This is a genomic window from Pseudomonas sp. PVC-3-1 (assembly GCF_057444315.1).
The window spans coordinates 3,641,763-3,665,245 of record NZ_CM172023.1; the positions used below are offsets into that span (position 1 = coordinate 3,641,763).

The 23,483-nt window shown below is 65.8% G+C and carries 22 protein-coding genes; 8 read left to right on the top strand and 14 right to left on the bottom strand.

Annotated elements, in window-relative coordinates:
* Positions 1-90: 90 nt before the first annotated feature.
* From AC2T4A_RS17025 to AC2T4A_RS17035, 3 genes are all read left to right on the top strand, one after another.
* Entirely contained in the window at positions 91-2,472 is a 2,382-nt protein-coding gene (locus AC2T4A_RS17025) for a TonB-dependent receptor plug domain-containing protein (protein WP_486741285.1), read from the top strand.
* Positions 2,473-2,535: 63 nt separating this feature from the next.
* A complete protein-coding gene (locus AC2T4A_RS17030) occupies positions 2,536-3,912 on the top strand; it encodes an APC family permease (RefSeq protein ID WP_478379164.1) in 1,377 nt (458 codons plus the stop codon).
* Positions 3,912-4,364: a DUF3574 domain-containing protein gene (locus tag AC2T4A_RS17035; protein ID WP_416752099.1), complete on the top strand. Its 453-nt coding sequence runs from the start codon at positions 3,912-3,914 to the stop codon at positions 4,362-4,364. The genes AC2T4A_RS17030 and AC2T4A_RS17035 overlap by 1 nt, the downstream gene beginning before the upstream one ends.
* Here AC2T4A_RS17035 and speE read toward each other — a convergent pair.
* Together speE and AC2T4A_RS17045 are read right to left on the bottom strand one after the other, a co-directional pair.
* Positions 4,349-5,215: a polyamine aminopropyltransferase gene (gene speE / locus AC2T4A_RS17040; protein WP_416752101.1), complete on the bottom strand. Its 867-nt coding sequence runs from the start codon at positions 5,213-5,215 to the stop codon at positions 4,349-4,351. The two genes, AC2T4A_RS17035 and speE, sit on opposite strands and share 16 nt — an antisense overlap.
* On the bottom strand, positions 5,215-5,673 hold the full coding sequence (locus AC2T4A_RS17045; protein WP_054908546.1) for a DUF3574 domain-containing protein: 459 nt from the start codon (positions 5,671-5,673) through the stop codon (positions 5,215-5,217). Before AC2T4A_RS17045 ends, speE begins: the two co-directional genes overlap by 1 nt.
* A 438-nt stretch (positions 5,674-6,111) precedes the next feature.
* Between AC2T4A_RS17045 and AC2T4A_RS17050 the strand changes: the two genes are divergently transcribed.
* On the top strand, positions 6,112-6,627 hold the full coding sequence (locus AC2T4A_RS17050; protein ID WP_486741286.1) for a hypothetical protein: 516 nt from the start codon (positions 6,112-6,114) through the stop codon (positions 6,625-6,627).
* Between the two features lie 64 nt (positions 6,628-6,691).
* Here AC2T4A_RS17050 and AC2T4A_RS17055 read toward each other — a convergent pair whose 3' ends face one another.
* The 8 genes from AC2T4A_RS17055 to AC2T4A_RS17090 form a co-directional block, all read right to left on the bottom strand.
* Positions 6,692-7,321, bottom strand: a complete 630-nt coding sequence (locus AC2T4A_RS17055) for a helix-turn-helix domain-containing protein (protein WP_478379167.1) — start codon at positions 7,319-7,321, stop codon at positions 6,692-6,694.
* 3 nt (positions 7,322-7,324) lie between these two features.
* On the bottom strand, positions 7,325-7,486 hold the full coding sequence (locus AC2T4A_RS17060; RefSeq protein ID WP_017519129.1) for a hypothetical protein: 162 nt from the start codon (positions 7,484-7,486) through the stop codon (positions 7,325-7,327).
* Positions 7,487-7,600: 114 nt separating this feature from the next.
* Complete coding sequence (locus tag AC2T4A_RS17065) at positions 7,601-8,338, bottom strand: UTRA domain-containing protein (RefSeq protein WP_416752119.1); 738 nt, start codon at positions 8,336-8,338, stop codon at positions 7,601-7,603.
* 8 nt (positions 8,339-8,346) lie between these two features.
* Complete coding sequence (gene pnuC, locus AC2T4A_RS17070) at positions 8,347-8,940, bottom strand: nicotinamide riboside transporter PnuC (RefSeq protein ID WP_486741287.1); 594 nt, start codon at positions 8,938-8,940, stop codon at positions 8,347-8,349.
* 12 nt (positions 8,941-8,952) lie between these two features.
* Positions 8,953-11,124 (bottom strand): TonB-dependent siderophore receptor, encoded by a 2,172-nt coding sequence (locus AC2T4A_RS17075; RefSeq protein ID WP_486741288.1) that lies wholly within the window; start codon positions 11,122-11,124, stop codon positions 8,953-8,955.
* Positions 11,125-11,236: 112 nt separating this feature from the next.
* Entirely contained in the window at positions 11,237-12,112 is an 876-nt protein-coding gene (locus AC2T4A_RS17080; protein WP_416752125.1) for a sulfurtransferase, read from the bottom strand.
* A gap of 1 nt (position 12,113) precedes the next feature.
* Complete coding sequence (locus AC2T4A_RS17085; RefSeq protein WP_486741289.1) at positions 12,114-13,259, bottom strand: phosphotransferase enzyme family protein; 1,146 nt, start codon at positions 13,257-13,259, stop codon at positions 12,114-12,116.
* Positions 13,256-14,176: an ABC transporter substrate-binding protein gene (locus AC2T4A_RS17090; protein ID WP_486741291.1), complete on the bottom strand. Its 921-nt coding sequence runs from the start codon at positions 14,174-14,176 to the stop codon at positions 13,256-13,258. Before AC2T4A_RS17090 ends, AC2T4A_RS17085 begins: the two co-directional genes overlap by 4 nt.
* A gap of 286 nt (positions 14,177-14,462) precedes the next feature.
* Here AC2T4A_RS17090 and AC2T4A_RS17095 point away from each other — a divergent pair, with 286 nt between their 5' ends.
* Positions 14,463-15,077, top strand: coding sequence for a methylthioribulose 1-phosphate dehydratase (locus AC2T4A_RS17095; protein WP_486741292.1), 615 nt, complete (start codon positions 14,463-14,465; stop codon positions 15,075-15,077).
* 5 nt (positions 15,078-15,082) lie between these two features.
* Here AC2T4A_RS17095 and AC2T4A_RS17100 read toward each other — a convergent pair whose 3' ends face one another.
* From AC2T4A_RS17100 to AC2T4A_RS17110, 3 genes are all read right to left on the bottom strand, one after another.
* Positions 15,083-16,552, bottom strand: a complete 1,470-nt coding sequence (locus tag AC2T4A_RS17100; RefSeq protein ID WP_486741293.1) for a sensor domain-containing diguanylate cyclase — start codon at positions 16,550-16,552, stop codon at positions 15,083-15,085.
* A 467-nt stretch (positions 16,553-17,019) separates the two neighbouring features.
* A complete protein-coding gene (locus tag AC2T4A_RS17105) occupies positions 17,020-17,691 on the bottom strand; it encodes a DUF3313 domain-containing protein (protein WP_416752135.1) in 672 nt (223 codons plus the stop codon).
* A 72-nt stretch (positions 17,692-17,763) separates the two neighbouring features.
* Positions 17,764-19,065, bottom strand: coding sequence for an OmpP1/FadL family transporter (locus AC2T4A_RS17110; protein ID WP_486741294.1), 1,302 nt, complete (start codon positions 19,063-19,065; stop codon positions 17,764-17,766).
* A gap of 411 nt (positions 19,066-19,476) precedes the next feature.
* Between AC2T4A_RS17110 and AC2T4A_RS17115 the strand changes: the two genes are divergently transcribed.
* A complete protein-coding gene (locus tag AC2T4A_RS17115) occupies positions 19,477-20,364 on the top strand; it encodes a LysR substrate-binding domain-containing protein (RefSeq protein ID WP_486741295.1) in 888 nt (295 codons plus the stop codon).
* A gap of 260 nt (positions 20,365-20,624) precedes the next feature.
* A complete protein-coding gene (aguA, locus tag AC2T4A_RS17120; protein WP_486741296.1) occupies positions 20,625-21,740 on the top strand; it encodes an agmatine deiminase in 1,116 nt (371 codons plus the stop codon).
* 51 nt (positions 21,741-21,791) lie between these two features.
* On the opposite strand, the gene AC2T4A_RS17125 is transcribed toward aguA, so the two are convergent.
* Positions 21,792-22,973, bottom strand: a complete 1,182-nt coding sequence (locus AC2T4A_RS17125; protein WP_416752143.1) for a GGDEF domain-containing protein — start codon at positions 22,971-22,973, stop codon at positions 21,792-21,794.
* 227 nt (positions 22,974-23,200) lie between these two features.
* On the opposite strand from AC2T4A_RS17125, the gene AC2T4A_RS17130 reads away from it, so the two are divergent.
* On the top strand, positions 23,201-23,464 hold the full coding sequence (locus AC2T4A_RS17130) for a hypothetical protein (protein WP_416752145.1): 264 nt from the start codon (positions 23,201-23,203) through the stop codon (positions 23,462-23,464).
* Positions 23,465-23,483: the final 19 nt, after the last annotated feature.

The following is a 23,483-nucleotide window of genomic DNA, read 5'->3' on the forward strand; positions in this document are numbered from 1 at the left end:
CGCTCAAGTCAAAAGAACCCAAAAAAGCGGAGTTCCGGACTCGCCGCCAACGGCGAGTGGCGCTCTTTAAGCGAGACAGGAGTATTTCGCGTGTTATCCCGTTCCCTTATTGCCGTTGCGGTGGCCTCGGTCATCGCCCAGGCCTCCGCGCACGCCGACGAAAGCTCGTCGACCCCCGAGGCCACCACCAAGCTTGAGACCGTACTGGTCACCGGCACCCGCGGAAACAACCGCACCCTGCTCGATTCCCCCGTACCGGTGGACGTGCTGACCGCGCAGGACCTGCAATCCACCGGCGCCGTCGGCGGCGAACTGGGCCAGGCCCTGGCGACGCTGCTGCCGTCCTTCAACTTCCCGCGTCAGTCCAACTCCGGTGGCGCCGACCATGTGCGCGCCGCGCAATTGCGCGGCATGAGCCCGGACCAGGTGCTGGTGCTGATCAATGGCAAGCGCCAGCACACCTCGGCGCTGGTCAACGACTCGTCGAAGATCGGCCGCGGCACCGCGCCGGTGGACTTCAACTCGATCCCCATCAGCGCCATCAAGCGCATCGAAGTGCTGCGCGACGGCGCCGGTGCGCAGTACGGCTCCGACGCCATCGCCGGGGTGATCAACATTATCCTCGATGACGCTCCCGAGGGCGGCGAGGTGACCACCAGCTACGGCGCGTACCACACGCACCAGGACGCCATCGGCAAGACCACCACCGACGGCCAGAACTCCTATACCGCGGCCAAGGCCGGTACGCGTCTGGGTGAGGATGGCTTCGTCCGCGGCGGTGCCGAGTTCATCAACCGCGAACCGACCAACCGCGCGGGCTACGACGGCTTCGCCGATACCCCCGGGCAGCGCAATTACGTGATGGGCGATGGTGTGGCACGCGACGTCAACGCCTGGTTCAACGGCGACGTTGCCCTCGGCAGCGGCAAGCTCTATTCCTTTGGCCTGTACAACGAGCGTCATACCACTGGCGCGGAGTTCTACCGCTATCCGGATGAGCACCCGGAGATCTATCCCAATGGCTACCTGCCGCAGTCCCTGGGCGACAACCTCGACCTCTCCGGCACGCTCGGCTACAAGGGGCTGATCGCCGACACCTGGGACTACGACGCCAGCGTCACCCATGGCCGCAACCGCTTCGAATCCTCGACCCGGCGCACCCTCAACGCCTCCCTGGGTGAAGACACGCCGACCAAGTTCGACACCGGTGATTACGAGCTGCGCCAGAGCGTCGCCAACCTCGACCTGAGCCGTGAACTGAGCCTTGCCGGGCGGCCCTTCGTGCTCGCGCTCGGCGGCGAGTACCGCTACGAAAACTACATCACCACTGCCGGCGACGCGGCCTCGTACTACGGCGTCGGCGCTGACGGCGCCAACGGCCTGCGCCCCAGCGAAGAGTCGGATATCGATCGCAATGTCTTCGGCACCTACATCGATCTGTCGGGGGACCTCACCGACAAGTTCTTCGTCGATGCCGCTGCACGCTGGGAACGCTACGACGATGCCGGCAGCAAGCTCACCGGCAAGCTCAGCGGGCGCTATCAGTTGACCCCGGTATTGGCCCTGCGCGGCGCGGCATCCACCAACTTCCGCGCGCCGTCGCTGGCCCAGGTCGGCTACCAGAGCACCACCAGCAACTTCGGCGACGGCGGCACCCTGACCGATATCCGCGTGCTCTCGGTGAACGATCCGATCGCCCGCGCGCTGGGCGCCGAGAAGCTCGACCCGGAGACCTCGAAGAACTTCAGCCTGGGCCTGACCGCGCAGCTCAATGATCGCTTCGACCTGTCCTTCGATGTCTTCCGCATCGACGTCGATGACCGCATTACGTTGTCCCAGCGCATCGGCAGCGACGCCATGGAACAGTTCATCCAGGACAACTTCGGCGTGGCCGGCGTGCATGACGTGAACTTCTTCACCAACGCCGCCGACACCCGCACCGATGGCGCCGAGCTGGTGCTCAACTACCACCAGCCCTTCGTCGGCGGCCAGCTGGGCGTGACCACCGCGTATACCTACAACCACACCAAGGTGCGCAGCACCAAGGCGACCCCGCAACAGCTCAGCAACCTGGGCATCGGCGACGACGCGCTGGTCGGTGTGGAGGAGCGCAACACGCTCACCGACGCTGCGCCCAAGGACCGCTTCATCCTCACCACCACCTGGAGCGATGCGCAGTGGAACCTGCTCGGCCGCCTGACCCGGCAGGGCGAAACCACCCGCGTGTTCGACTTCGGTGATGGCTACCACCCGGAGCAGACCTATGGCGCGGTGTGGCAGCTGGATGCCGAGGTGGCCTACAAGTTCACCCCGCAGTTCAGCCTGGCGGTGGGCGGCAACAACCTCACCGACAACTACCCGGAACGCTCCAGCTCGGAGATCAACTACGGCGGCAACCTGCCGTACGACGTGCTCTCGCCGATCGGCTCCAACGGTGCGTACTACTACGCCCGCGCGAGCTATTCGTTCTGATCCGCTCTTCTGAAAATCAAAGGGGCCGCACTGCGGCCCCGACTACTTTTGCGGAGCCGACTCATGGCTGACAACTTCGCCGCTGACACGCCGGCCGGCCCGCGCCGGCACCTGGGCGCCGTCCACGCGCTGCTGCTGACGCTGGGCATGGTGATCACCAGCGACATCCTCAAGACCGCACCCACTGTGGCGCTCAACGTCGGCCAGGAGCACTTCTACCTGGTGTGGGTGCTCGGCGGAGTGCTGTCGATGGTCGGCGCGCTGTGTTACGTGGAGATGGCCTCGGCCTTCGCCCATCCCGGTGGCGATTACCACTTCCTCGAACGCGCCTACGGCCAGCGGGTGGGCTTCCTGTTCGCCTGGTCGCGCTTTGCCATCCTGCACACCGGGTGGATCGCGCTGATGGCGTTCCTCTTCGCCGATCACTTCAGTGCTTTGCTCGGTCTCGGCCAACTGGGCAATGTGCTGCTGGCGGGCGGGTTGGTCGCCGCGCTGGTGGTGCTCAACCTCATCGGCTGGCGTACCAGTTTCGGCACCCAGGCCGGCCTGGTGGTGCTGGTGGCGGCAGGCTTCCTGGGTATCGTCGGCGCCGGCCTGTGGCTGGAGTGGCGTGGCTTCGTCCCGCCCGTAGCACCGCCGGTGGAGCCCGAGCAGGTCGGTGTCGCCGGGTTCTCCGCCGCGCTGATCTACGTCTTCCTCGCCTTCGGTGGCTGGAGCGACGCAGCCACGCTGTCGGCGGAGCTGCGCGACAACCGCCGGGGCATCTTCACTGCCATGCTCGGCGCACTGGCGGCCTTGCTGTTGATCTACCTGGCGCTGAACTGGGCGTTCATTCGCGGCCTGGGCTTCGACGGCCTGGCCGCCAGCGGTGCGCCGGCACTGGAACTGCTTGGACTGGCGTTTGGAGCGCCGGGCATCGGGCTGATCATGGCGGTGGTGGTGGTCTCCGCCGTCGCCAGCATCAACTCCACGCTGATCGTCGGCAGCCGCACCACCTACGCCGCCGCCAGCGACGTGCCGGCGCTGCGCGTGCTCGGCCGCTGGGACGTGCGCCACGGCGTACCGCGCGCGGCACTGCTGGCCGAGGGGCTGGTGGCGCTGCTGCTGATCGCGGTCGGCGGCTGGAGCGGCCACGGCTTCAACACCATGGTGGAGTACATGACCCCGGTGTACTGGCTGTTCCTCAGCCTGAGCAGCGTGGCGCTGATCGTCCTGCGCCGCCGCCACCCGGAAGTGCCCCGGCCGATCCGCGTGCCGCTCTACCCGTGGCTGCCGCTGGGCTTCCTCGCGGTGTGCCTGTACATGCTGTATTCCAGCGTCGCCTATGTCGGCTGGGGTGCCTTGCTCGGCGTCGCTGTGCTGGCGCTGGGCGCCGTACTTCAACTCGTCCTGCGCCCGCGAACGGAGCAGGCGCAAAGCTGGTCGGGGGAGGGCGTGTGATGCGCGCGAAAGCACTCTGGCGCAATGGCGCCGTGGCCGTCCTGCTGGCGGCATTGGTCGGCCTGTGGCTAAACGAACCCGCTGCCAATGCCAGTGGCGAAGCCAGCGGCCGGCGCATGCTGCGCACCGAGCTCTACCTGGAAGCGGTGGAACTGTCGCAGTGGGAGGACTTCCTCGCCCGTGAGGTGACGCCGCGCTTCCCCGATGGTTTGAGCTGGCTCGACCTGCACGGCCAGTGGCGCGGCCCCAGCGGCGGACCGGAGAAGCTGCCCTCGCGGCTGCTGATCCTCATCCACGCCGACAACCCTTACACCCGCCAGGCGCTGGCGCAGATCGGCGCGGACTTCAAGCAGCGTTTCGGCACCGCGGTGCTGCAGGTCAGCAGCCCGGTTCGCGCTCGCGATCCGGACTGGACGCCGCAGCGCCTGGACAACCCTCAGCTGTCGCGCTGAAGCCCGGCCTCGATCAGGTCGAGCATGTAGCGCGGCAGGGCAAACGCCGCCTGGTGCACCTCGGGTGTGTAGTAACGGGTTACCAGGCCGCTTCTGGCGAAGCGCTGGCGCAGGGTTTCCAGGTCGGTGCGGCGCACCTTCTCGCTGTTCGACGCCCAGCCGAAGGCCATGCTGCCGCCGATGTAGGTCGGCACCGCCGCATGGAAGAAACCCCAGTCGGCGAAGCTGTCCGCCAACCGCCGCGCCGTGCCGCCCAGTTCCTCCGGCTGGAGGAAGGGCACGCCGTTCTGCGTGGCGAGGATGCCGCTGGCGCCCAGGCGCTGCTGGCAGTTGCGGTAGAAGGCGGTGGTGAACAGGCTCGCTGCCGGGCCGCCCGGATCGGTCGAATCGCAGAGGATCAGGTCGAAGCTTTCGCGGCTCTGCGCGAGGTACTCCAGGCCATCGGCGTAGACCAGCCGCAGACGTGGATCGTCCAGCGCGCCGGCCGAATGATTCGGCAACAGCTCGCGGCACAGTTCGACCACCTGCGGGTCGATCTCCACCGCGACAATCTCCTCGATGCCCGCATGCCGCACGATCTCCCGCAGGATGCCGCCGTCGCCGACGCCGATCACCAGCACGCGGCGCACCGCGCCATGGGCGAGAATCGGCACGTGGGCGAGCATCTCGTGGTAGACGAACTCGTCCGCCTCGGTGGTCTGCACCACGCCATCCAGCGTCAGCACACGGCCGAAGCGCCGGTTGCGGAACACCTGCACGGCCTGCTGGCCGGTGTTGCCCTCGTAGATCGGCTCATCGATGGTCAGCGCCTGGGCGTAACCCGCGTACAGCGTTTCGCGGAATTCGCTCATCAGAAGGAAACCTGCGCCGGTTGCGACAGGCGCAGCACGGAGAGGTCGCCGGTGATGCGCTTCCACGCCAGGCGGATCGCCTCGATGTCCTGGCCGCGCGCGGCGCTGTCCTCATGCAGGATCACGATCACCTTGGTGCTCAACCGCTCCGGCGCCGGCGCCCCATGGTCACGCCACTGGCCGTAGGCATCGTAGGCGGTGAAGCCGTCGGGGAAGCGCGGCGTCACCTCCTGGTCGAGGAACTGCCGCCAGCGCTGCTCGCTGATCTTCTCCTTGCCGTCCTCCTGGCCCAGCGCGAAATACAACTCGGTGCGCAGCCACTGCGCCTGCGCCGGCCGCGTGGGGTCGCCCTGCAGTGTGGAGGTGGAAGGGTTGGTGGTATGGACGGAGGGAGCGGGCGGGGTGGCGCAGCCGAACAGCGCCAGGGCGAGGCTGGCGGCGAGCAGGTGGCGGAGCATGGGACTTCCTTGCGATGAGATGACAGTTGGACCAAACCGCCACTATAGAAGCTCGTCTGTTATTTCCTTAAATATTAAAAACGCATTCCCATATGCCTGATTTTGCGTCTCTGTGGATGGTGTTGAAGCCCTCTAGGACGTGGCTCTCCGCCGGAAACGAAGTTTTTGCGAGCTGGTTAGATTCAATATTCACTACGGTTCTTTGCTAAGCACTGGATGGGATATCCATGTTGCTGAAATTCGCTTCAAGAATTCGCTGGAATTCGTTTTAGCGTCGTAACTAAAACCATCGCGAACAACAACGTCACCATCGAGCCAGAACCGCGAGAAGACGCGACAGAAACCGCCGTTCCCCCGCCATCTTGTCCCGCCGCCGCGCCTTCCTAGAATCGGCCCCATTCGCAGCACTTCATTCCAATCGATTCAGGGAGCTCCACCATGATGAACGCCATGCAGATGCCGATGAACACCAACGCCATGATGCCGATGATGGGCATGCCGATGATGATGGCGACCATGGAATGCGAAATGCTCGACGACGGCATGATGTGCAAGATGAAGCCGGCCATGGGCATGGAAATGGCCATGTTCCGCAACAGCGCCGAGATGATGGCGATGATGATGAACTGCGGCATGCCGATGATGATGCACTGCGGCAACCTGATGATGATGGGCATGTCCCAGTCCGCCATGGCCATGATGCCGATGATGGGCATGATGAACCCGATGATGCAGATGCCCATGATGGGCATGAACATGGGCATGCCCGCCATGAAGTGCATGATGGAGTGCTCCATGCAGGGCGACATGATGCTGTGCAAGATGATGCCGATGCACGGCATGAGCATGGACATGCTGAAGAACTGCTGCATGCTGATGAACAAGATGATGGACTGCGGCATGCCGATGATGATGAGCTGCAACGGCATGCCGATGATGTGCTGCACCTGCTGATCGCGGGGCGCTGAAAGGCCCGGCGGGGGAACCTGCCGGGCCTTTTGCTTTTTTGCCTGACGACTCAGTCCAGTCGTTCGGCGTAAGTCGTGACGAGGTAGGCCACCGCCTCGCTATCCGCCGGGTTGCGGTAGCTGTGCGGTTGGTCGGCGTAGAACAGGATGGAGTCGCCGGTGCCGAGGAGGAAGCGTTCTTCGTTGACGCTGATTTCCAGCACGCCCTGGGCGACTACGAGGTTTTCCTGGGTGCCCGGTGCGTGGCCGGTGGAGTGTTCGGTGGCCAGGCCCTTCAGGCGCAGTTCGTAGAATTCCACCTGGCGCGAGACGTCGAAGGGGAACAGTGCGCGGCTGACGAAGGCGCCGTCACCACTGACCAGGCGCTTGCTGTCGCGCGCGGGCAGTACGGCCACGCCTTCGAAGGCGCGGTCGTCGAGGAAGGCGGCGACCGAGACCTTCAGGCCCTGGGCGATCTTGCACAGCACCTTGATCGACGGGACGCTGCGCCCGGATTCGATCTGCGCGAGCATGGTACGGCTCACGCCGCACAGGCGGGCGAGGCCGTCGAGGGAGAGGTTGCGCTTGGCACGCAGGCGCAGCAGGTTGCTGGCCACGCGCTCGCCGATAGGGTCTTCGGGCGTGCCGGGCTCGGCGTCAAACGCCACGGCGGGCAGCTCCGTGGCGAGCGGCAGGCCCATGGCTCAGGCCTCGCGGCGGCCGCTGTCGCGGCTTTGCTGGACGATCTGGAAGGCGTCGTAACCGGCGCGCTGCGCGTACAGCATCCACATCAGCTCGGCCTGGCGGCGTGCCTGACGGCGCGTGCGGTGGCGGGCGAGGTCGATGATGTTGTCGGTGCGGTCCATGGCGGCTCCAGAAGGCTTGCAGACAAGCCGGTGGCGGTGAAGTTGGAGCTAGCCTAGCCGCGATTCTGTTAGAACAAGAAATACTGAATTAGCATTTGGTAATTACTTATTCAGCTATAACGGTCGCGACGGGAAATCCGCCTGCACGGCCACCGACACGGCGTCCGGCCGCCAGAATTCCTGGTCGAACTCCACCAGCAGGCCGTCTTCTGCGTAGTTCAGCCGTTCCAGCACCAGGTTGCTGGCGCCCGAGGCCAGTTGCAGCAGCTCGGCCTGGTCGTCGTTGACGGTGCCCAGGCGCAGGTTCAGCGTGCAGCGCGTCTGCACCTTGCCGAAGCGCTCGCGCAGTACGGTGGTCAGCGAACGGTCCAGGCGCGCGTCGAGCAGGTCCGGGCACCAGCTGGCGAGCAGGGTGTTGATCTCCACCAGCACCGGGCGGCCGTCGATAAGCCGGCGGCGGTGCAGGCGGAACACCGGTTCGTCCGGCGAGGGCAGGCCCATGCGCGCGGCCAGCCAGGCACCGGCGCGACGGCGTTCGGCGCTCAGCAATTCGGTCAGCGGCTCGCGGCCTTGCCGGCGAACGTAGTCCATGAAGCTGACCAGCCGCGTCGGGTCGTAGTCGATGCGCGGCGGGCTGAGGTACCAGCCGCGGCGGTTCTCGCGGTAGATCAGGCCCTCGGTTTCCAGCTGCTGCAGGGCCTGGCGCAGGGTCACGCGGGTGCACTCGAAACGCTCGGCGAGGTCGCGCTCGGGCGGCAGTTTCTGCCCGGCGAGGAAGCGCCCCTGGGCGATGTCCGCCGCCAGCTGGTCGCGGATGCGCGCGTAGTGCGGCGGGATGGCCTGGTAGAGCATGGCGGCCCTCAGGAGTTGCCGGCCAGTGCCGGAGCGCTGGGCGGTTGGTCATGCAGTTCGCGCTGCCAGGCCAGCAGGCCGTAGATCGCCAGCACCACGAAGCCGGCGTAGAGTCCGGCGGTGAGGTACAGCGCCTTGTAGAGGAAGACCCCGGTGTAGAGCACGTCGAGGATGATCCACAGCCACCAGCTGGCGACGTACTTGCGCGCCGCCCAGAAGCTCGCCACCAGGCTGAAGGCGGTCAGCGCGGCGTCCATCCAGGGCAGGGCGGCGTCGGTGTGGGTGTGCATCGCCCAGCCCAGGGCGAGGGCGCCCAGCGCACCGGCCAGGCAGCTGGTGAGAGCGGTGGAGAAGGGCAGGCGTTCGACGCGCACCTTGCCGTGGTCGCTGCCGCCCTTGCTCCATTGCCACCAGCCGTAGAACTGCAGCACCACGAAGACCAGCTGCAGGAGCATGTCGGAGTAGAGCTTCACGCTGAAGAATATCCACGCGTAGAGCAGCACTGCCACCACGTTCACCGGCCAGCACCAGCGGATGCGCCGGGCGGTAAGCCAGACGCCGAGCACGTTGACGATCACCGCGATGATTTCCAGAGCAGACATCTTGCGCTTACCTCAGAAGTTGACGCTCGCCGTCAGGCGAGCCGTGCGCGGCGCACCCTGGAACAGGTAGCCGTCGCCGAAATATTCACCGACATCGCGCCAGTAGCGCTTGTCGAACAGGTTGTCGACGCTCAGCCGCAGCACGGTCGGGTAGTCGCCGATGCGCGTGCTGAAGCGTGCCCCGGCGTCATAGACGGTGTAGCCGCCGACCTCCACCGCGCCATCGCGGTCGGCGTACTTGGCACCGCTGTAGCGCGCCGCGCCGAGCAGCGAAAGCCCCGGCACGCCGGCCAGCGCATAGTCCGCCTGCAGGCTGGCGCGCAGGCGCGGGACGTTGATCGCCTGGTGCCCTTCGTAGTCGTCGGTACCGCTGTTGACCACCCGCGAGCGGATCGCCGCGACGCTGCCGCTCAATTGCAGCGCGGAGGTTACCCGGCCACTGGCGGACAACTCCAGCCCGCTGTTCTTCTGCTGGCCTTGCTGCACGTAGGTGAAGGTGCCGTCGCCGTTGGGCCGGGCGAACTGGTACGCCTGGTGGATCTGGAACAGCGCGGCGCTCCAGTCGAAGCCGGGCAGTTCCTGCTTGATGCCGAACTCGACCTGGCGCGAGGAGGTGGGCGCCAGGGTATCGCCGGCATTGCTGGCAAACCACGGCGCTTCGCCGCCCAGCGACAGGCCCTTGCTGTAGCTGCCGTAGATCGAGATGTCCGCACGCGGTTTGAAGATCACCGCGCCGTTGGGCAGGAACTCCGTGCGGCGGGTATGCCGGGTGGTGTCGCCGTCGCTGTCGAAGGTGCGTTCGTCCAGGCGCACCTGGCGCCCGCCCAGCACGACCTGCCATTGGTCATTGAAGGAGATGCGGTCGCTGGCGAACAGGCCGTACTGGCGGCTGTCGAGGTGGCGATAGCTGTGGCCGGGCTCGCCGTCGAAGGGCTCCACGGCGCCGATGCCGGTGTAGATGTTGCCGGTGCCGACCCATTCGTTGAGCTCCGGGCGGCTGTCCAGCACACGGCGGAAGGCCGAGGTGCCGACAGTCAGCTCGTGGCGTAGCCAGCCGGTGGCGAACTGACCGTGCAGGGCGGCTTCCAGCTCGTCGTTGCGGCGGGTGTCGTCAGGGCTGCGGAAGTCGTAGAGGTCGTAGTCGCCCTCCGGGCTGAAGTAGTTCGGCACGGCGGAATCGGCGCAGCTGACCGCGCCGTAGCAGCCCCAGGGGAAGGCGCTGTAGTCGTCGATCACCACGCGGCTGCGCGAGGCGCTGAGGGTACCGGTCCAGGCGTCGTCGAAGCGGTACTCGAAGCGTGTGTTGAGATTCAGCGACTCGATGCGCACCGGGTCGGCCCAGCTCTGGTAGCCGAGTCGATCGTGCGGGTCGATGCCGTGGGGCAGCTCCGTGCCGCCGAGCAACTGGTAGCCGGGCGCCGAGGGCTGGCGACGGTTCTGGTATTCGGCGTCGAACTGCCAGAGGGCGTTGGGCGAGAGGTTCCAGTCCAGCGCCAGGGAGGCGAAGTCACGATTGCCATCGGTGTGGTCGATGTAGGAGCGCAAGTCCTCGTGGGCGAGGTTCACTCGCACGCCGACAGTCTGCTCGCTGCCGAGCCAGGCACCGACGTCGGTAGCGACATAGCGGCCGCCTTCGTCGTCGGTACCGAGGGTCACCGAGCGCACGTCCTGGGGCCGCTTGGTGACGTAGTTGATCACCCCGCCGGGTTCGGATACGCCGCTCTGCAGGCCGGACAGGCCCTTGAGCACCTCGACCTGTTCCTTGTTCTCCAGCGCCACGTTCTGCTCGCCGGTGATGGTGCGGCCATTGATCTTGTAGCTGCTGGCGGCGTTGAGCGAGTAGCCGCGGATCTCGAAGTTCTCGTAGTAGCCCACCGGTGCGTAGGCCTCGCCGGTGGAGGCGTCGTTCTTCAGCACGTCGCTGAGCAGGCGCGCCTGCTGGTCCTTGAGCAGGGCCTGGTTGAACACCGAGATGGACGCTGGCGTGTCCAGCAGCGGGGCTTCGCCGAAGCCGCCGACCGAGGCGCGATTGCTGGCGTAACTCTCGGTGTCGTGGCCGATCACCGTGACAGTATCCAGGGTCGTGACATCTTCGGCGTGGCCGGGACCGCTGGCCAGCAGCACGGCCAGGGTCAGCAGGCTGAGGGGAAATCTCGTGCGCGCGGGGCGCGGCAGGTACTGCATGGAACGCTCCTGAAAATCGCCGGGGCGTGCGCCGGGAATGCACGGGGCCGAGCCCCTCCCGCGCGAAACGGATGGCCTTGGATGTGAAACGGGTTGGCCCGTGGAGGGGCTGTCAGGCCGGAGATGCTCCGGTGGTCAATGGCAGGTTGGGCTCTGCGGCCCACTCCTGCAGCGAGCCGTCGTAGATCGCGACCCGCGTCTCTCCGGCCAGAGTCAGCGCCAGGGCGAGGGCGGCGGCGGAGATCCCGCCACCGCAGTACAGCAACAGCGGCGGGTCGGCCCGGTGCAGCCCGGCGAGGGCCTCATCCAGTGCCGCGCCGCGCCGGTAGTGGCCGTGGTCGTCGAACAGGGTGCGCGCCGGCAGGTTGCGGCTGCCGGGAATGTGCCCACGGCGGGCGTAACGGGTGACGGCGCTGCCGTCGAACAGGGCGGCGGACAGGGCGCAGACCAGCGTGCCGTCAGCTTTGCCAGCCACGACTTGCTCAACGTCGTGGCGGTCGATCCAGAAGCCCTCCCGGTACTTCGCCGGGCTCGATAAAGTGCCGCTTTCCACCTCGACAGATTCGCCTTGTTGCAGCGAAAAACCGGCAGCGATCCAGGCGCGCAGCCCGCCATCCAGCACAGCCGCGTCGATGCCCAGACTGCGCAACATCCACCACAGGCGCGCCGCCCAGAAGCCGTCGCTGCGGTCGTAGATCACGATCAGCGAATCGTCGTGAATGCCCAGTTTCCGCAGGGCATCCTTCGCCCTTTGCGGGTCAGGCAGGGCGAAACTGAAGGACGCTTGCGGATCGGCCAGGTCGTTGAGCAGATCGGCATGGCGTGCGTCGCGAATGTGCCCGGCGAGCCAGCCTGCGTGGCCGCTCTCGACGCGGTAGTCGCCGTCGGACTCGGGGGCGGCCAGCTCCACGCTGGCATCCAGCAGGCACAGGCGCGGGTCGTCCAGGCTGGCGGCCAGCCAATCGACGGTGACGAGGGGCTGGTTCATCTCAGTTCACCCTGGCGGCCAGTTGGCGAAGGTGATTCAGCAAGCGCTGGCCTTCGGCTTCGAGGAACCAGCGGGTATGGCCGATCAGGTAGTTGTCGTAGGCCAGCGAGGCGCTTTCGGCCGAGCCGAGGATGCCGTGGAAGTAGATGACTTCGGACAGCGCGAAATCCGCGTGCACCAGCGGCAGCAGCGCCGCCAGGGCGAGCAGGTCGTCGCGGCTCAGCGGGCGTACGCTGGCATAGCCTTGCAGCAGGGCGTCCAGGGCATCGAGGTCGGCTATGGCCGCGCGGCCCTGGTCCAGCTCCAGCCAGGGCACCAGGTTGCGCTCGATGGCAGTGGCCAGGTCGAACAGCGCGAAACTGCGGTCGCTCAGGCCGAAGTCCAGCACCGAGACCACCTGCGCCTGCGGGCTGTCCTCGCTCCATAGCAGGTTGGAGGCATGCCAGTCGTTGTGGGTCCACAGCGCCGGCTGGCGTTGCAGGTAGGGCAACAGTTCGCGTTGCAGCGGCAGATGCAACTCGCTGAGCGTCTCCTTCCAGGGGCGTGCCTGCAGGTACTCGGCGAGGGCGGGCGCCCGCTCGAAAGTTGCTTCGATGGCGGCCAGCGGGTCCGGCGCGCCGAACAGTTTCAGGTTGCTCAGCAGCACGCCGGCAGTGCGCGAGGGTGCGTCGAAACCTTCGGCGGCGCGGTGCAGTTTCGCCAGCGCGGCGCCGGCAGCGAAGGCATGAGCGTTGTGCTGGAACGGTGTCCAGGACAGCGCATCGCGATACAAGTCCAGGCCTTGGGCTTTCTCGTGGACTTCGTAGGTCCAGCCGTCGCGTTCGATAGCGCTGTGGCCTTGCTGATCACGCAGTACCCGCGCCACGGGTGCGCCGCGTCGGGCCAGGTTATCGAGGAAGGCATGCTCTTCCGCCAGCCAATCAGCCGTGCGCACGCTCGGGTGATGGCGTTTGACGAACAGCGGGCCGCTGGCGGTCTCCACCAGCGCGGCGGCGGAGAAGGGGCGCGGGCTGTGCCAGGTCAGCCGGGCATCGGCGCCGGCCTGCGGGAAGCCTTGCAGCAGCGCTGCGGCCTCCGCTTCGGTCAGTGCCGGCCAGTCGGCCTCCACCGGCTCCAGGCCCATGCCGTGGCTCAGGCGTTTCGTCATGTTGGGGTCTCCACTTGCCAGGCATTGCTGGTGGCGCCGCGCCAGATTTCCGGGTCGCGCAGCACACCGTATTCATGCAGCCACTGGGCGTAGGGCTGCAGCAGCTCTTCGCGCTGTTCGCCCCAGCGGCCCTGATGCAGCCAGCTGGGCGCGATGCGCCGCAGCGATTCTGCCAGCATCTCGCGGGGAAAGTAGGGAATGGTACGTTCGTAGACTGGTAGTGCGGCTTCCGGCTCGGCCGCTGCCGCGAGGAATCCGCGCGCGGTGACCGCGAGGAAACGCCGTGCGATGTCGGCGTTGGCGTCGAGCCAGTCTTCCCGCGCGCCGAGCAGGTAGCTGTGGTAGGGCGGGGCACCGATCTCGTCCACCGGCAGCACCACGCGGCGCTCGTTGGCGATGGAGCTGGGCAGCAGCGCCTCCCAGGCCCAGTAGCCGCCGAAGCTGGCGTCGGCGAGGCCGGCGGCCAGGTCCTCGGGGCGCAGCTCGCGGAAGCCGGCATCCACCAGCTCCACTGCATCGGGATCGCCGCCGTCCTGGCTTACCAGATGGCGCACCATGGCCAGGCCGCGCGGTGTGGGGTTGAGCGCCAGGCGCTTGCCCTGCAGGTCGCGCGGGCGGCGGATGCCGCTGTCGGTGAGGGTCTGGATCGACTCCAGGCCGCGATGGTTGATCGCCGCCACGCCCAGCAGCGGCTGGCCCAGCTCGCGGCGCACCAGCAGGCGGTTGCTGGGGAATACGCCGAACGCGGCGGCGCCGCGCGCCAGGTGCTCCAGGGTGTCGCCGTGATAGGGGTCGTGCACCACCAGTTCCACGTCCAGCCCCGCTTCGCGGTACCAGCCGCGTTCACGGGCGAGGTAGAAACCGGCCGAGTTGGGCCAGGGGTGGAAGTATTCGAGCATGACCCTCAGGGCGAACATGAAACCTTTCTCCAAAACGGCCGGCGGCCGATGACTGCGATGGGGCGTATTCCACGGCAGAAGATTTGGTATATACCAATATGATTTTCACTGGTTTTTATAATTTTAAAGTATAAAAATCCTCATGGCGGACTAAGAGTCCGCTGCGCGATTTCAACTCCGAGTATCCGCACGCATCGCTCTGGCGTGGGAGTCCGGGAGTTATGACCTCATGCGATAACGGTATTTAGAGCGATGAGTGGCCATCGCTAGAGTGTCGACCTGTTTTTCACTGCCCGGCCTCTCCATGACTGACTCCCGCCCACAACTCACCCGGCAGATCATCGAAGCCGGCCGCTTCCTCTACGGCAGGGGCTGGTCGCCGGCCACCAGTAGCAACTACTCGGCGCGTCTGGCCAGCAATCGTGCCTTGCTCACCGTTTCCGGCAAGCACAAGGGGCAGCTGGGTGAAGACGATGTGCTGGAAACCGATCTGGCGGGCAACAGCCTGGAGCCGGGCAAGAGGCCTTCGGCGGAAACCCTGCTGCACACCCAGCTCTATGCCTGGCGCGCGGAGATCGGTGCGGTGCTGCACACGCATTCGGTGAATGCCACCGTGCTGTCACGCCTGACGCGGGGGGATCGCCTCGAGCTGGAGGACTACGAGCTGCAGAAAGCCTTTGCCGGCGTCAGCACCCATGAAGGCCGCGTGACCGTGCCGATCTTCGATAACGACCAGGACATTGCCCGTCTGGCGACGCAGGTGCAGCCCTGGCTCGATGCACATCCGGACTGCCCCGGCTACCTGATTCGTGGCCACGGCCTGTACACCTGGGGAGCGCGCATGAGCGATGCGCTGCGCCAGGTGGAGGCGTTCGAGTTTCTCTTCGAGTGCGAGCTGAAGGTGCTGAGCCTGCGCTGAACCGCCTAAGGCGCGTTGACCGTCTCGGAGCCGAAAGCGACCACACGGTTGCGCCCGCTGTTTTTCGCCTGGTACAGCGCGCTATCGGCCGATTGCAGCAGCTCGGCCCAGCCGGCCGGGTTGAACCGCGAGGTGCTGGCCACGCCGATGCTCAGCGTGATAACGCCCAGCGGGCCGTGTTCGTGAGGCACGGCGAGGGCCTGCAGGCCGGCGCGGATGTGTTCGGCCAGCTCCAGGGCGTCGGCCTCCTCGCTGTCGCCCAGGAGCACGACGAATTCCTCGCCGCCGAAGCGCGCCGCGCAATCGGCCGGGCGCCGGGTCCATTCGGCGATCACCTGCGCCACCGTCTTCAGTGCGGCGTCGCCGGCGGGGTGACCATAGTGGTCGTTGTAGGCCTTGAACTTGTCGATATCCATCAGCATCACCGACAGCGCCGCGCCACTGCGCTGGTAGCGCGACCACTCGTGGCCGGCACGCAGGTCGAAGGCGCGGCGGTTGTTCAGGCCGGTCAGCGGGTCGGTGCTGGCGGCCAGCCGCAATTCGGCCTCCTGGCGGTCGCGCTCGCGCATATGGCGCAGGGCAATCAGCGCCAGGCCGAGCACCGTGCCATCCAGGGCGAGGCCCAACAGGGCGATCAATCCGCCGCGCCAGTACCAGTCCTCGTAGATCTCCGTCGAGGGCAGGGCCACGCTGAACACCAGCGGGTAGCCTTCCACCGGGCGGAAGTCATGCCAGCGCTTTTCGCCATCGCTGCCGATGTCGAAGAAGGTCTCCTCTCCGCTGGCGAGGTAGCGCTCGAAGGCGCTGGCCAGGGTGCCGGCGGGCGGCGAATCGGGCCAGCGCGCGAGCAGCGTGCCATCGCGCATGTGCAGGCTGACCGTGCCACCTTCCCCAAGGTTCAGGCCGCTGAAGAGCTCGCGGAAGTAGTTCAATTCCAGGTTGGCGCCAACCACGCCGGCAAAACTGCCGTCTTCGCGTTCCAGGCGTCGGCTCAGGGCGATGCTGCTGCGGGCGTTGCTGGAGTAGGGAATGTAGGGGTGGCCAATGAACAGTTGGTTGCCGCTGGCCTCGCGCTGGGCCTGGAAATACTCGCGCTCGGAGAGATCGATACGCGCGGGGATTTCCTTGCCGAAGTTGAACGTGGCCACGCCCTGGGCATTGGTGATGAATACCGAGCCCATGCCATGGGTCGGGGCGGTGTAGTCCTTGAGCAGAGACTCGCGCACCTCGCCGGAGAGTGCGCGCACTTCGGGCTGGGCATGGGCGTGCACCACGGCCATCAGGGTCATGTCGTAGAGGTCGAGGTTGCGCTGAATGTCGCGCTGCACCAGCAAAGCAATGTTGTGGCCGTTGGCGCTGGCGACTTCCAGGGCGTCGTGGCGCATTTCCAGGATGGCCCAGAGTGACAGGGCGCTGATGGCGGCGGTCAGGCCCAGGCTGCTGGCCAGGAGGGTACTGGAGCGGTGGATCGGCATGCCGGTATCCATACGAAAGCGCAAGTGGAGGGCTGCGCGCGAGCGCGTGCCTCAAGGCATATAGCAGCAATCTGCCGGGTTGTCCGGAAGCCAGAGCAGGGTGGCAGCATTTTTCGGGCAAAAAAAATGCTGCCTGAAACAGGCAGCATTCATGGGTCACGCACCATTGGTGACTGGGTTCAGTTTGCTGGCGCGAGATTAAGCTTTGATGAAGGCGCGCTCCTCGGTACGTTGCGCGCACGCTCAGCATGAAGTTGCGCGGGGCGCCGTAGACGTTGCCGTAGGTCGAGGTGCCGACCGCCTGGTAGTCAGGGCCTCCAGTGTTTCGGGTTTGCGCCTTACGATGCTGAAGCAGAAGTCGACGTTGTCGATGTAACTCATCAGTTCATCGAGCTTGCCCGCATCGCCCTGGACCTTGGCTTGCACGGCATGACCTGCGGTGGGGCAGGCCATGCCGGGGCATCGGGTTACTTGTGCTTCAACTGCTCGTAGGACTTGACCATGTCCCGCGCCCAGCCATCGAGCAGGGCCTTGGCGTCGTTGGCGGTCATGACCTGGGAGGAGTTTTCCAGCTCGGTGCCGGCGCCCTTGCGCACCACCTGGGCGACCACCGTGCCGTTGCTGCCGTCGAGGAAAGCGGCTTCGGTGGCGATGCTGGTGTCCTGGTCGCGGATACCGGTAGCGGTGCTGACGCCGGCGGCGATCAGCGCAATCGGAATCACCTCGTAGGGCTGCAGGCCCTTGGTTGAAGCACTGACGGCGGTGATCGCCGGCCGCACGATCAGCACGCCCGGGCCGGGGCCGCTGGCCAGGGGCAGGGCCTTGGAGAATTGCGTCTGCAGCGCTTGGTCATAGTACTTGGTGATGCCTTCCAGGGTGCTCTGCGGGATCTTCTCGCTGGGTTGTGGTTGCGGATAGAGCTGGCTCGGCTCGACGTACACACTGGTGAACTGGCTGACGTCGATGCCAGGTTTGATCCAGCGCATCACCGGCGCGCCGGAGGGAGATTTCTCTTCCTTGAGCACTTTGTAGTCTTTGAGGAAGCCGGAATAGTTCTCCGGCTCCACGTACTTGCTGGCGCAACCGGTGAGGGTCAGGGTGGCCACGCACAGCGGCATGGCCAGGAGTTTCCAGTTCATTGCATTGCTCCTTTTGGGCGGTACTGCATCGATAGTGTCGGGGCCGCGCTCTTGCCGGCGCGTTGCTCTTGCTCAGAATCGCCAGGTCGCACCGCCTCCAATGATGTGCAGGGCAGCGTTGCGGTAAGTGCCGGAAAGCGTTTCGCCGGAGCGCGATTTGGTCTGCTCGACATCCATGTCGCCCATCCAGACCAGGGTGTAGGCAAGGTGCAGGTCCAGCCCTTCTTCGAGCTGGTAGTTGACCCCGGTCGCCACGCGCCAGGCCTCACCCATCGGGTTGTCGACGGTGCGGTCCTTGTCGTCCACTGCCGAGCTGTCGTAGCCCAGGCCCATGCTCCAGCGCAGCCGCGGGTTGGCCTGGTACTGGGCTCCGATGGAGGCGTGCCAGGTGTCCTTGTATTGACGGTCGACGGTGCGATCCACCCCACCTGCGTTGGCGTCCACGTCCACGCCGATCTCGCCGAACTCGCTCCAATCCTGCCAGCCCAGGCTGCCCAGCAGCTTCCACTGCGGGTCCAGCTGGTGGGCGATGCTCAGGGTCGCCGTCTGCGGGATATTCACGTCGAGCTCCAGCGAGCTCACGTCCAAGCGGTTCAATGCGGCATTGATGATCGGGTTGCTGACCTTGCGCACGTCCGGGCTGTCCTCGAACTCCAGTTTTACCTTGCTGGTGTAGGCAAGGCCGATCTGGGTGCTTTCGCTGAGGCTGTAGAGCAGGCCGAGGTTGGCCCCGACGCCGACGTCGGTGTCCTTGAACTCCAGTTGGCCGTCGGGGTTGTCGCGCAGGCCGAGCAGGTTGTTGTTGATGGCCATCTCGGTGCGGTAGTAGCCGTAGACGATGCGCGGGCCGATGCCGATGGTGAGGTCATCGGTGAACTTGTGCGCGATGGTCGGTTGGAACGACACGCCGATGATGGCCGTTTCCTGACTGAAATAGCGGCCTGCCCAGTCGTCGTCGTAATTCAGTGCCAGGCCGAAGTTGCCGTACATGCCGAAGCCGACGGCCGAGCGGTCGTCGATCTGGTGACTGATGAACAGGCTTGCGCCCGGCAGCCACTCAAGGGCATTGCCGCCTTCGTTGCCGTCGAACTGGTTGTTGCCGTCGCGCGAGAAACGCAATTCGCCAAGGATGACCTGGGCATTGGCGCTGACCTGTGTGCCCTTGAGCTGCGCGATGCCGGCCGGGTTGCTCATCAGCACACTCGGATCGGTGGCCAGTGCAGCTGCCCCTGCGTTGGCCAGGCCCATGCCTTCCTGCCCGGCTTCGTAGATCATGATGCCGCCGGCAGAGGCGGAGCTGGAAAACAGCACGCAAAGCGATGTCGCAACGAGGGCGCGGCAGGCCTTGTTAGTACCTGGTCGTTCTTTTGTCATCGAGCATCCCCTGCTGATCCCTGGCTGGCGTGCACGGCGTTGCAGCCCGTGAAAGGCACTCGCTCCGAATGCGGTCTGGAGACGTCGAGCTCGCAATCCCTGGGGGATTCGGTCGTAGCGATGAGCCTAGATAACGAGTCGGGATATGCAACCTGGGTTTTGCTTCAACACGCGATTAATACGTGGTCCACGACACAAAAATGCGCGTGACGAGTAGCCCTCCAGTCCGCTGCCCTCGATTGCTCGCTATTGAGGCCTCGCCGCCAGGCTTCATGGCGGTTCTGGCAGAGCGGCGCCTGGCGAGAAAGGACCCATGCCTGCGAAGGGTTGGTTCTGTGGTGTGCGCCTTGCGCTGGGGGCTGCGCGTCGGTCAGCATGCCGGCCGCCACCCTTCGAAAAGACTGACCGCTCATGCGCCGCCTGCCTTCACTCACCGCCCTGCGCACCTTTGAGTCCGCCGCCCGCCACGCGCATTTCGGCCGCGCCGCTGCCGAGCTGTGCGTCACCGACAGCGCGGTCAGCCACCAGATTCGCCAACTGGAAGAGCAGTTGGGGGTGACGCTGTTCGAGCGCCAGGGCCGCCAGGTGCAGCCCACCGCCCAGGCGCGGCGCTTGCTGCGCAGCCTGCAGCAGGCCTTCGAGCTGATCGGAACGGCGTGCGATGAGCTGCGCGACCCCGGCTCCCAGGCGCAACTGCACATTGCGGTGACGGTAGAGCTGGCGCAGAAATGGTTGGTTGGCCGGCTGGCGGACTTTGCCGAGCGGTACCCGGAAATCATCCTGCATCTGCATGAGCAGCCGCTGGAGGCGCCAGGCCCGGCTGCCGAGATGGACCTGGCGATCATCTATGGCACCGGCCCGGCGGATGCCAGCAGCTATTTCGTGCGGCCGCTGCCGACCCTGCAGTTCTTCCCGGTGTGCAGCCCCGGCCTGTTCAACCAGTCGCCGCTCAAGCACCCGCGCGACCTTGCCCGCCATTGCCTGCTGCACGACGATCAGGACGGCAAGTCCTGGACCGCCTGGCTGACTACCCACGCCAGTGACATCCGCCCCAGCCGCCATGTCTACCTCGGCCATGCCGGGCTGACCATGGAGGCAGCAGTGCGTGGGCAAGGTGTGGCCATCGGCGACAACCTCACCAGCGCCGAGGACCTGGCCAGCGGCCGGCTGGTTCGGCCCTTTGCCGCGCAGATCACCTCGCTGGGGCAATACGCCCTGGTCTGCGAGCGCCTGCGCCTGGAGAAGCCGGCGGTGGCGGATTTCATCGAATGGTTTACCGACCAGCTCAACGACATGTGAGTACGCCGCCGGAGCTTCTTTTGTAGGAGCGAGCTTGCTCGCGAACCCGCTTGACGCCATTGCCCAGGAGAGGAGCCGTTCGTGAGCAAGCTCGCTCCTACAGGTCAAGGCTGTGGGTATTTATCTATCGTTGATGGGCTCATCATTTTTCCTGTGAAATGATGAGTTCAATTCAGGTATTCCGCGAAATTCATCATTGGTTTCCGCCACGGCGGGCCGGCAACCTGGGGTCATTCCACCCCTGAATCCGGAGAACCCCGATGTCCCGCACTCACTCGACAATGCCCAAGGCCGACGGCTTCCGCCTGCCCGGCGAATTCGAACCCAAGGCCCGCTGCTGGCTGGGTTGGCCGGAGCGGCCGGATGTCTGGCGCAATGGCGGCAAGCCGGCGCAGAAAGTCTGGGTAGAAGTCGTGAGTGCGATCGCCAGCAGCGAGCCGGTCACCGTCTGCGCTTCCGCCGCGCAATACGCCAATGCCCGGCGCATGCTCCCCGAGCACGTGCGCGTGGTGGAAATGACCTGCAACGACACCTGGTTCCGCGACAGCGGCCCGGCCTTCCTGGTCAATGATGAAACGGGCGAGATGCGCGGCGTGGACTTCCAGTTCAATGCCTACGGCGGCCTCGATGGCGGTCTCTACTATCCCTGGGACAAGGATGATCAGATCGCGCAGAAAATCCTTGAGATAGAAGGATTCGATCGCTATCGCGCGTCGATCATCGCCGAGATGGGGAGTATCCGCAGCGACGGCCAGGGCACTCTGCTGACCACCGAGCAATGCCTGCTCAACCCTAATCGCAACGCTCACCTGGGCAAGGCGGAAGTGACCCGCAGGCTCTGCGACTACCTGGGCGCCGAGCACGTCATCTGGCTGCCGCGCGGCTGCAAGTTCGACGAGACCGACGGCCACGTCGACGACCTGGCGTGCTTCGTGCGGCCGGGCGTGGTGGTGATGCAGTGGACGGACGACCGCAGTGACCCTCAGTGGGAAATTTACCAGGAGGCCTACGACGTGCTGCGCAGCGCCCGCGACGCCCGTGGCAATGCGCTGGAGGTGCACAAGCTTCCACAGCCGCAGGTGCTGGAGTGGACCGCCGCCGAAGCCGAGGGCCTGGACCAGGTCGATGGTAGCTTCGACCGCCAGGAGGGCACGAAAATCTGCGCCTCCTATATCAACTTCTACACCGGCAATTCGGCCATCGTCATGCCGTTCTTCAACGACCCGAACGACCGCATCTCCCAGGGCGTGCTGGCCGAACTGTTCCCGGGCAAGCGCGTGATCGGCATCGATAACTCGCGGGAGATCCTCCTGGGCGGCGGCAATATCGGCTGCATCACCATGCCCCAGTACGCGGCGCCGGCGCGCCGCGGCTGAAGTTGCCCCACGGCGTGCCCGGTGCGGCCGCGTCGCTCACATCAGCGTGAGTCAGCCCAGCCGCAGCGGGTCGCCACCGGCAACCGTGCGATCCATCAGGCGGATGCTGTCGCGGCCACCACGCTTGGATTCGTAGAGCGCGGCATCGCCTTGCTCGATCAGTGCGGCCAGGCTGGCCGGCGGCTGGTCGAACAGATTGGCGCCGATGCTCAGGGTCACCGCCTGGGGCGTGGGGAAGTTCTGCGTGGCGGTGACGTGGAACTGCTCGCGCAGCTTGTCGGCCAGCTCCATGACCTGCGCACCGGCGACATTGCTCAGCAGGATGACGAACTCGTCACCGCCCAGACGTGCCGCCACCGCGCGCTCGGGCAGCAAGGCGCGGATCATCTCGCTGAGCGCCACCAGCAGGCGGTCGCCGGCGGTGTGGCCGTGCAGGTCGTTGACCTGCTTGAAGTTGTCGATATCGATCAGCAACAGTGCGCCGGGGCGCTCCGGGGAGATGTCCTCGAACACGCGAGGCGCGCGGACTTCCAGCGCACGGCGGTTGTACAGGGCGGTCAGCGGGTCCCGCGCGGCAAGACGTGCGATGCGCTTCTCGCGGCGGTAGCGCTCGCTGCCGGTCATCGATAGGGCAATCAGCATCACCGCCATCGCGCCTTCCACCAGGGAAATCTGGATGATTTCGCCACGGAAGGCGGCCAAGTCGATCAGCGTGCCGGGGATGATTACCGTCGCGCCCTTGGCCAGATAGAAGGCGCCGTGCACCAGCATCACGTAGCGCAGCTGTACCGCGCCCACGCTCAGGGATTTTCCGTGGGGTCGCAGCAGGTAGCTGGCGCGCAGGGAGAGCAGGGCGACCAGCCAGGAGTTGGCCAGCAGCATCAGCTTGGACCACAGCGGGCCGCCTTCGGGCAGCGCCAGCAGTGCCGCCCATACGAGAGGTACGAGCAGCCAGCCCCGCGACAGCCGCGCTTCGGTGAACTTCGCCACGCCGCTGAGGAAGAACCAGTGCGCCAGCACCAGCAGGCCGTTGGCGAACCAGATGCCCACCAGCAGGTAGCCGCTCATGCGCAGCAGGGCGAGGGTGGAGCCGATGGTGATGGTGGCAAAGCCTGCGCTCCAGAACAGCAGGGAGCGTTCGCGCACGCTGCGCCATTCGATGGCCAGGTACAGCGCTGCGGCCGCAGCGAGGGCGACCGTGATGGTCAACATGGTGGGTGGGTCGAGCGCCATTTTCTAACCGTACTGCACTTGCGGTGAAAAACCGTGATTGTAAGCGCCCTTGGTGGCTTTCCGGTACGCCGAGCGACTTCATCCGGTCGGTTTCAGGCCGCCTGCTACGGGCTTTGGCGCCGCTGGCGAGCCCGACACCCGCTTTGGTCGCATTGCCAGTGAGGCCATTGGCCAGCACACTGCGCAGGTTTGCGAGTGTTTGCAGTGGGGCTGGGAGGCCCGACACCATGGAAAAGCCGTCGCGCCGGCGCTGGAGCCCACTCTGGTTCCTGATCGTAGTCGCCAGTTACCTGATTGCCATCCTGTTCACCGTGGCCCTGGCGGGGCTTGGCTGGATTCTCTTCTCCGGTGGCCTGGACATGACCGTGGTGAAGGAGCGCCGCTACCTGTTGCTGGGCAGCGGCGGCCTGATGCTGACGGTATCGGCCTACATCCTGCTGATGTCGATTCCCACGAGCTTCATCTCGACAATCCGTCGGGACGGATCCTGACGCGCCGGGAGCTGCCGAG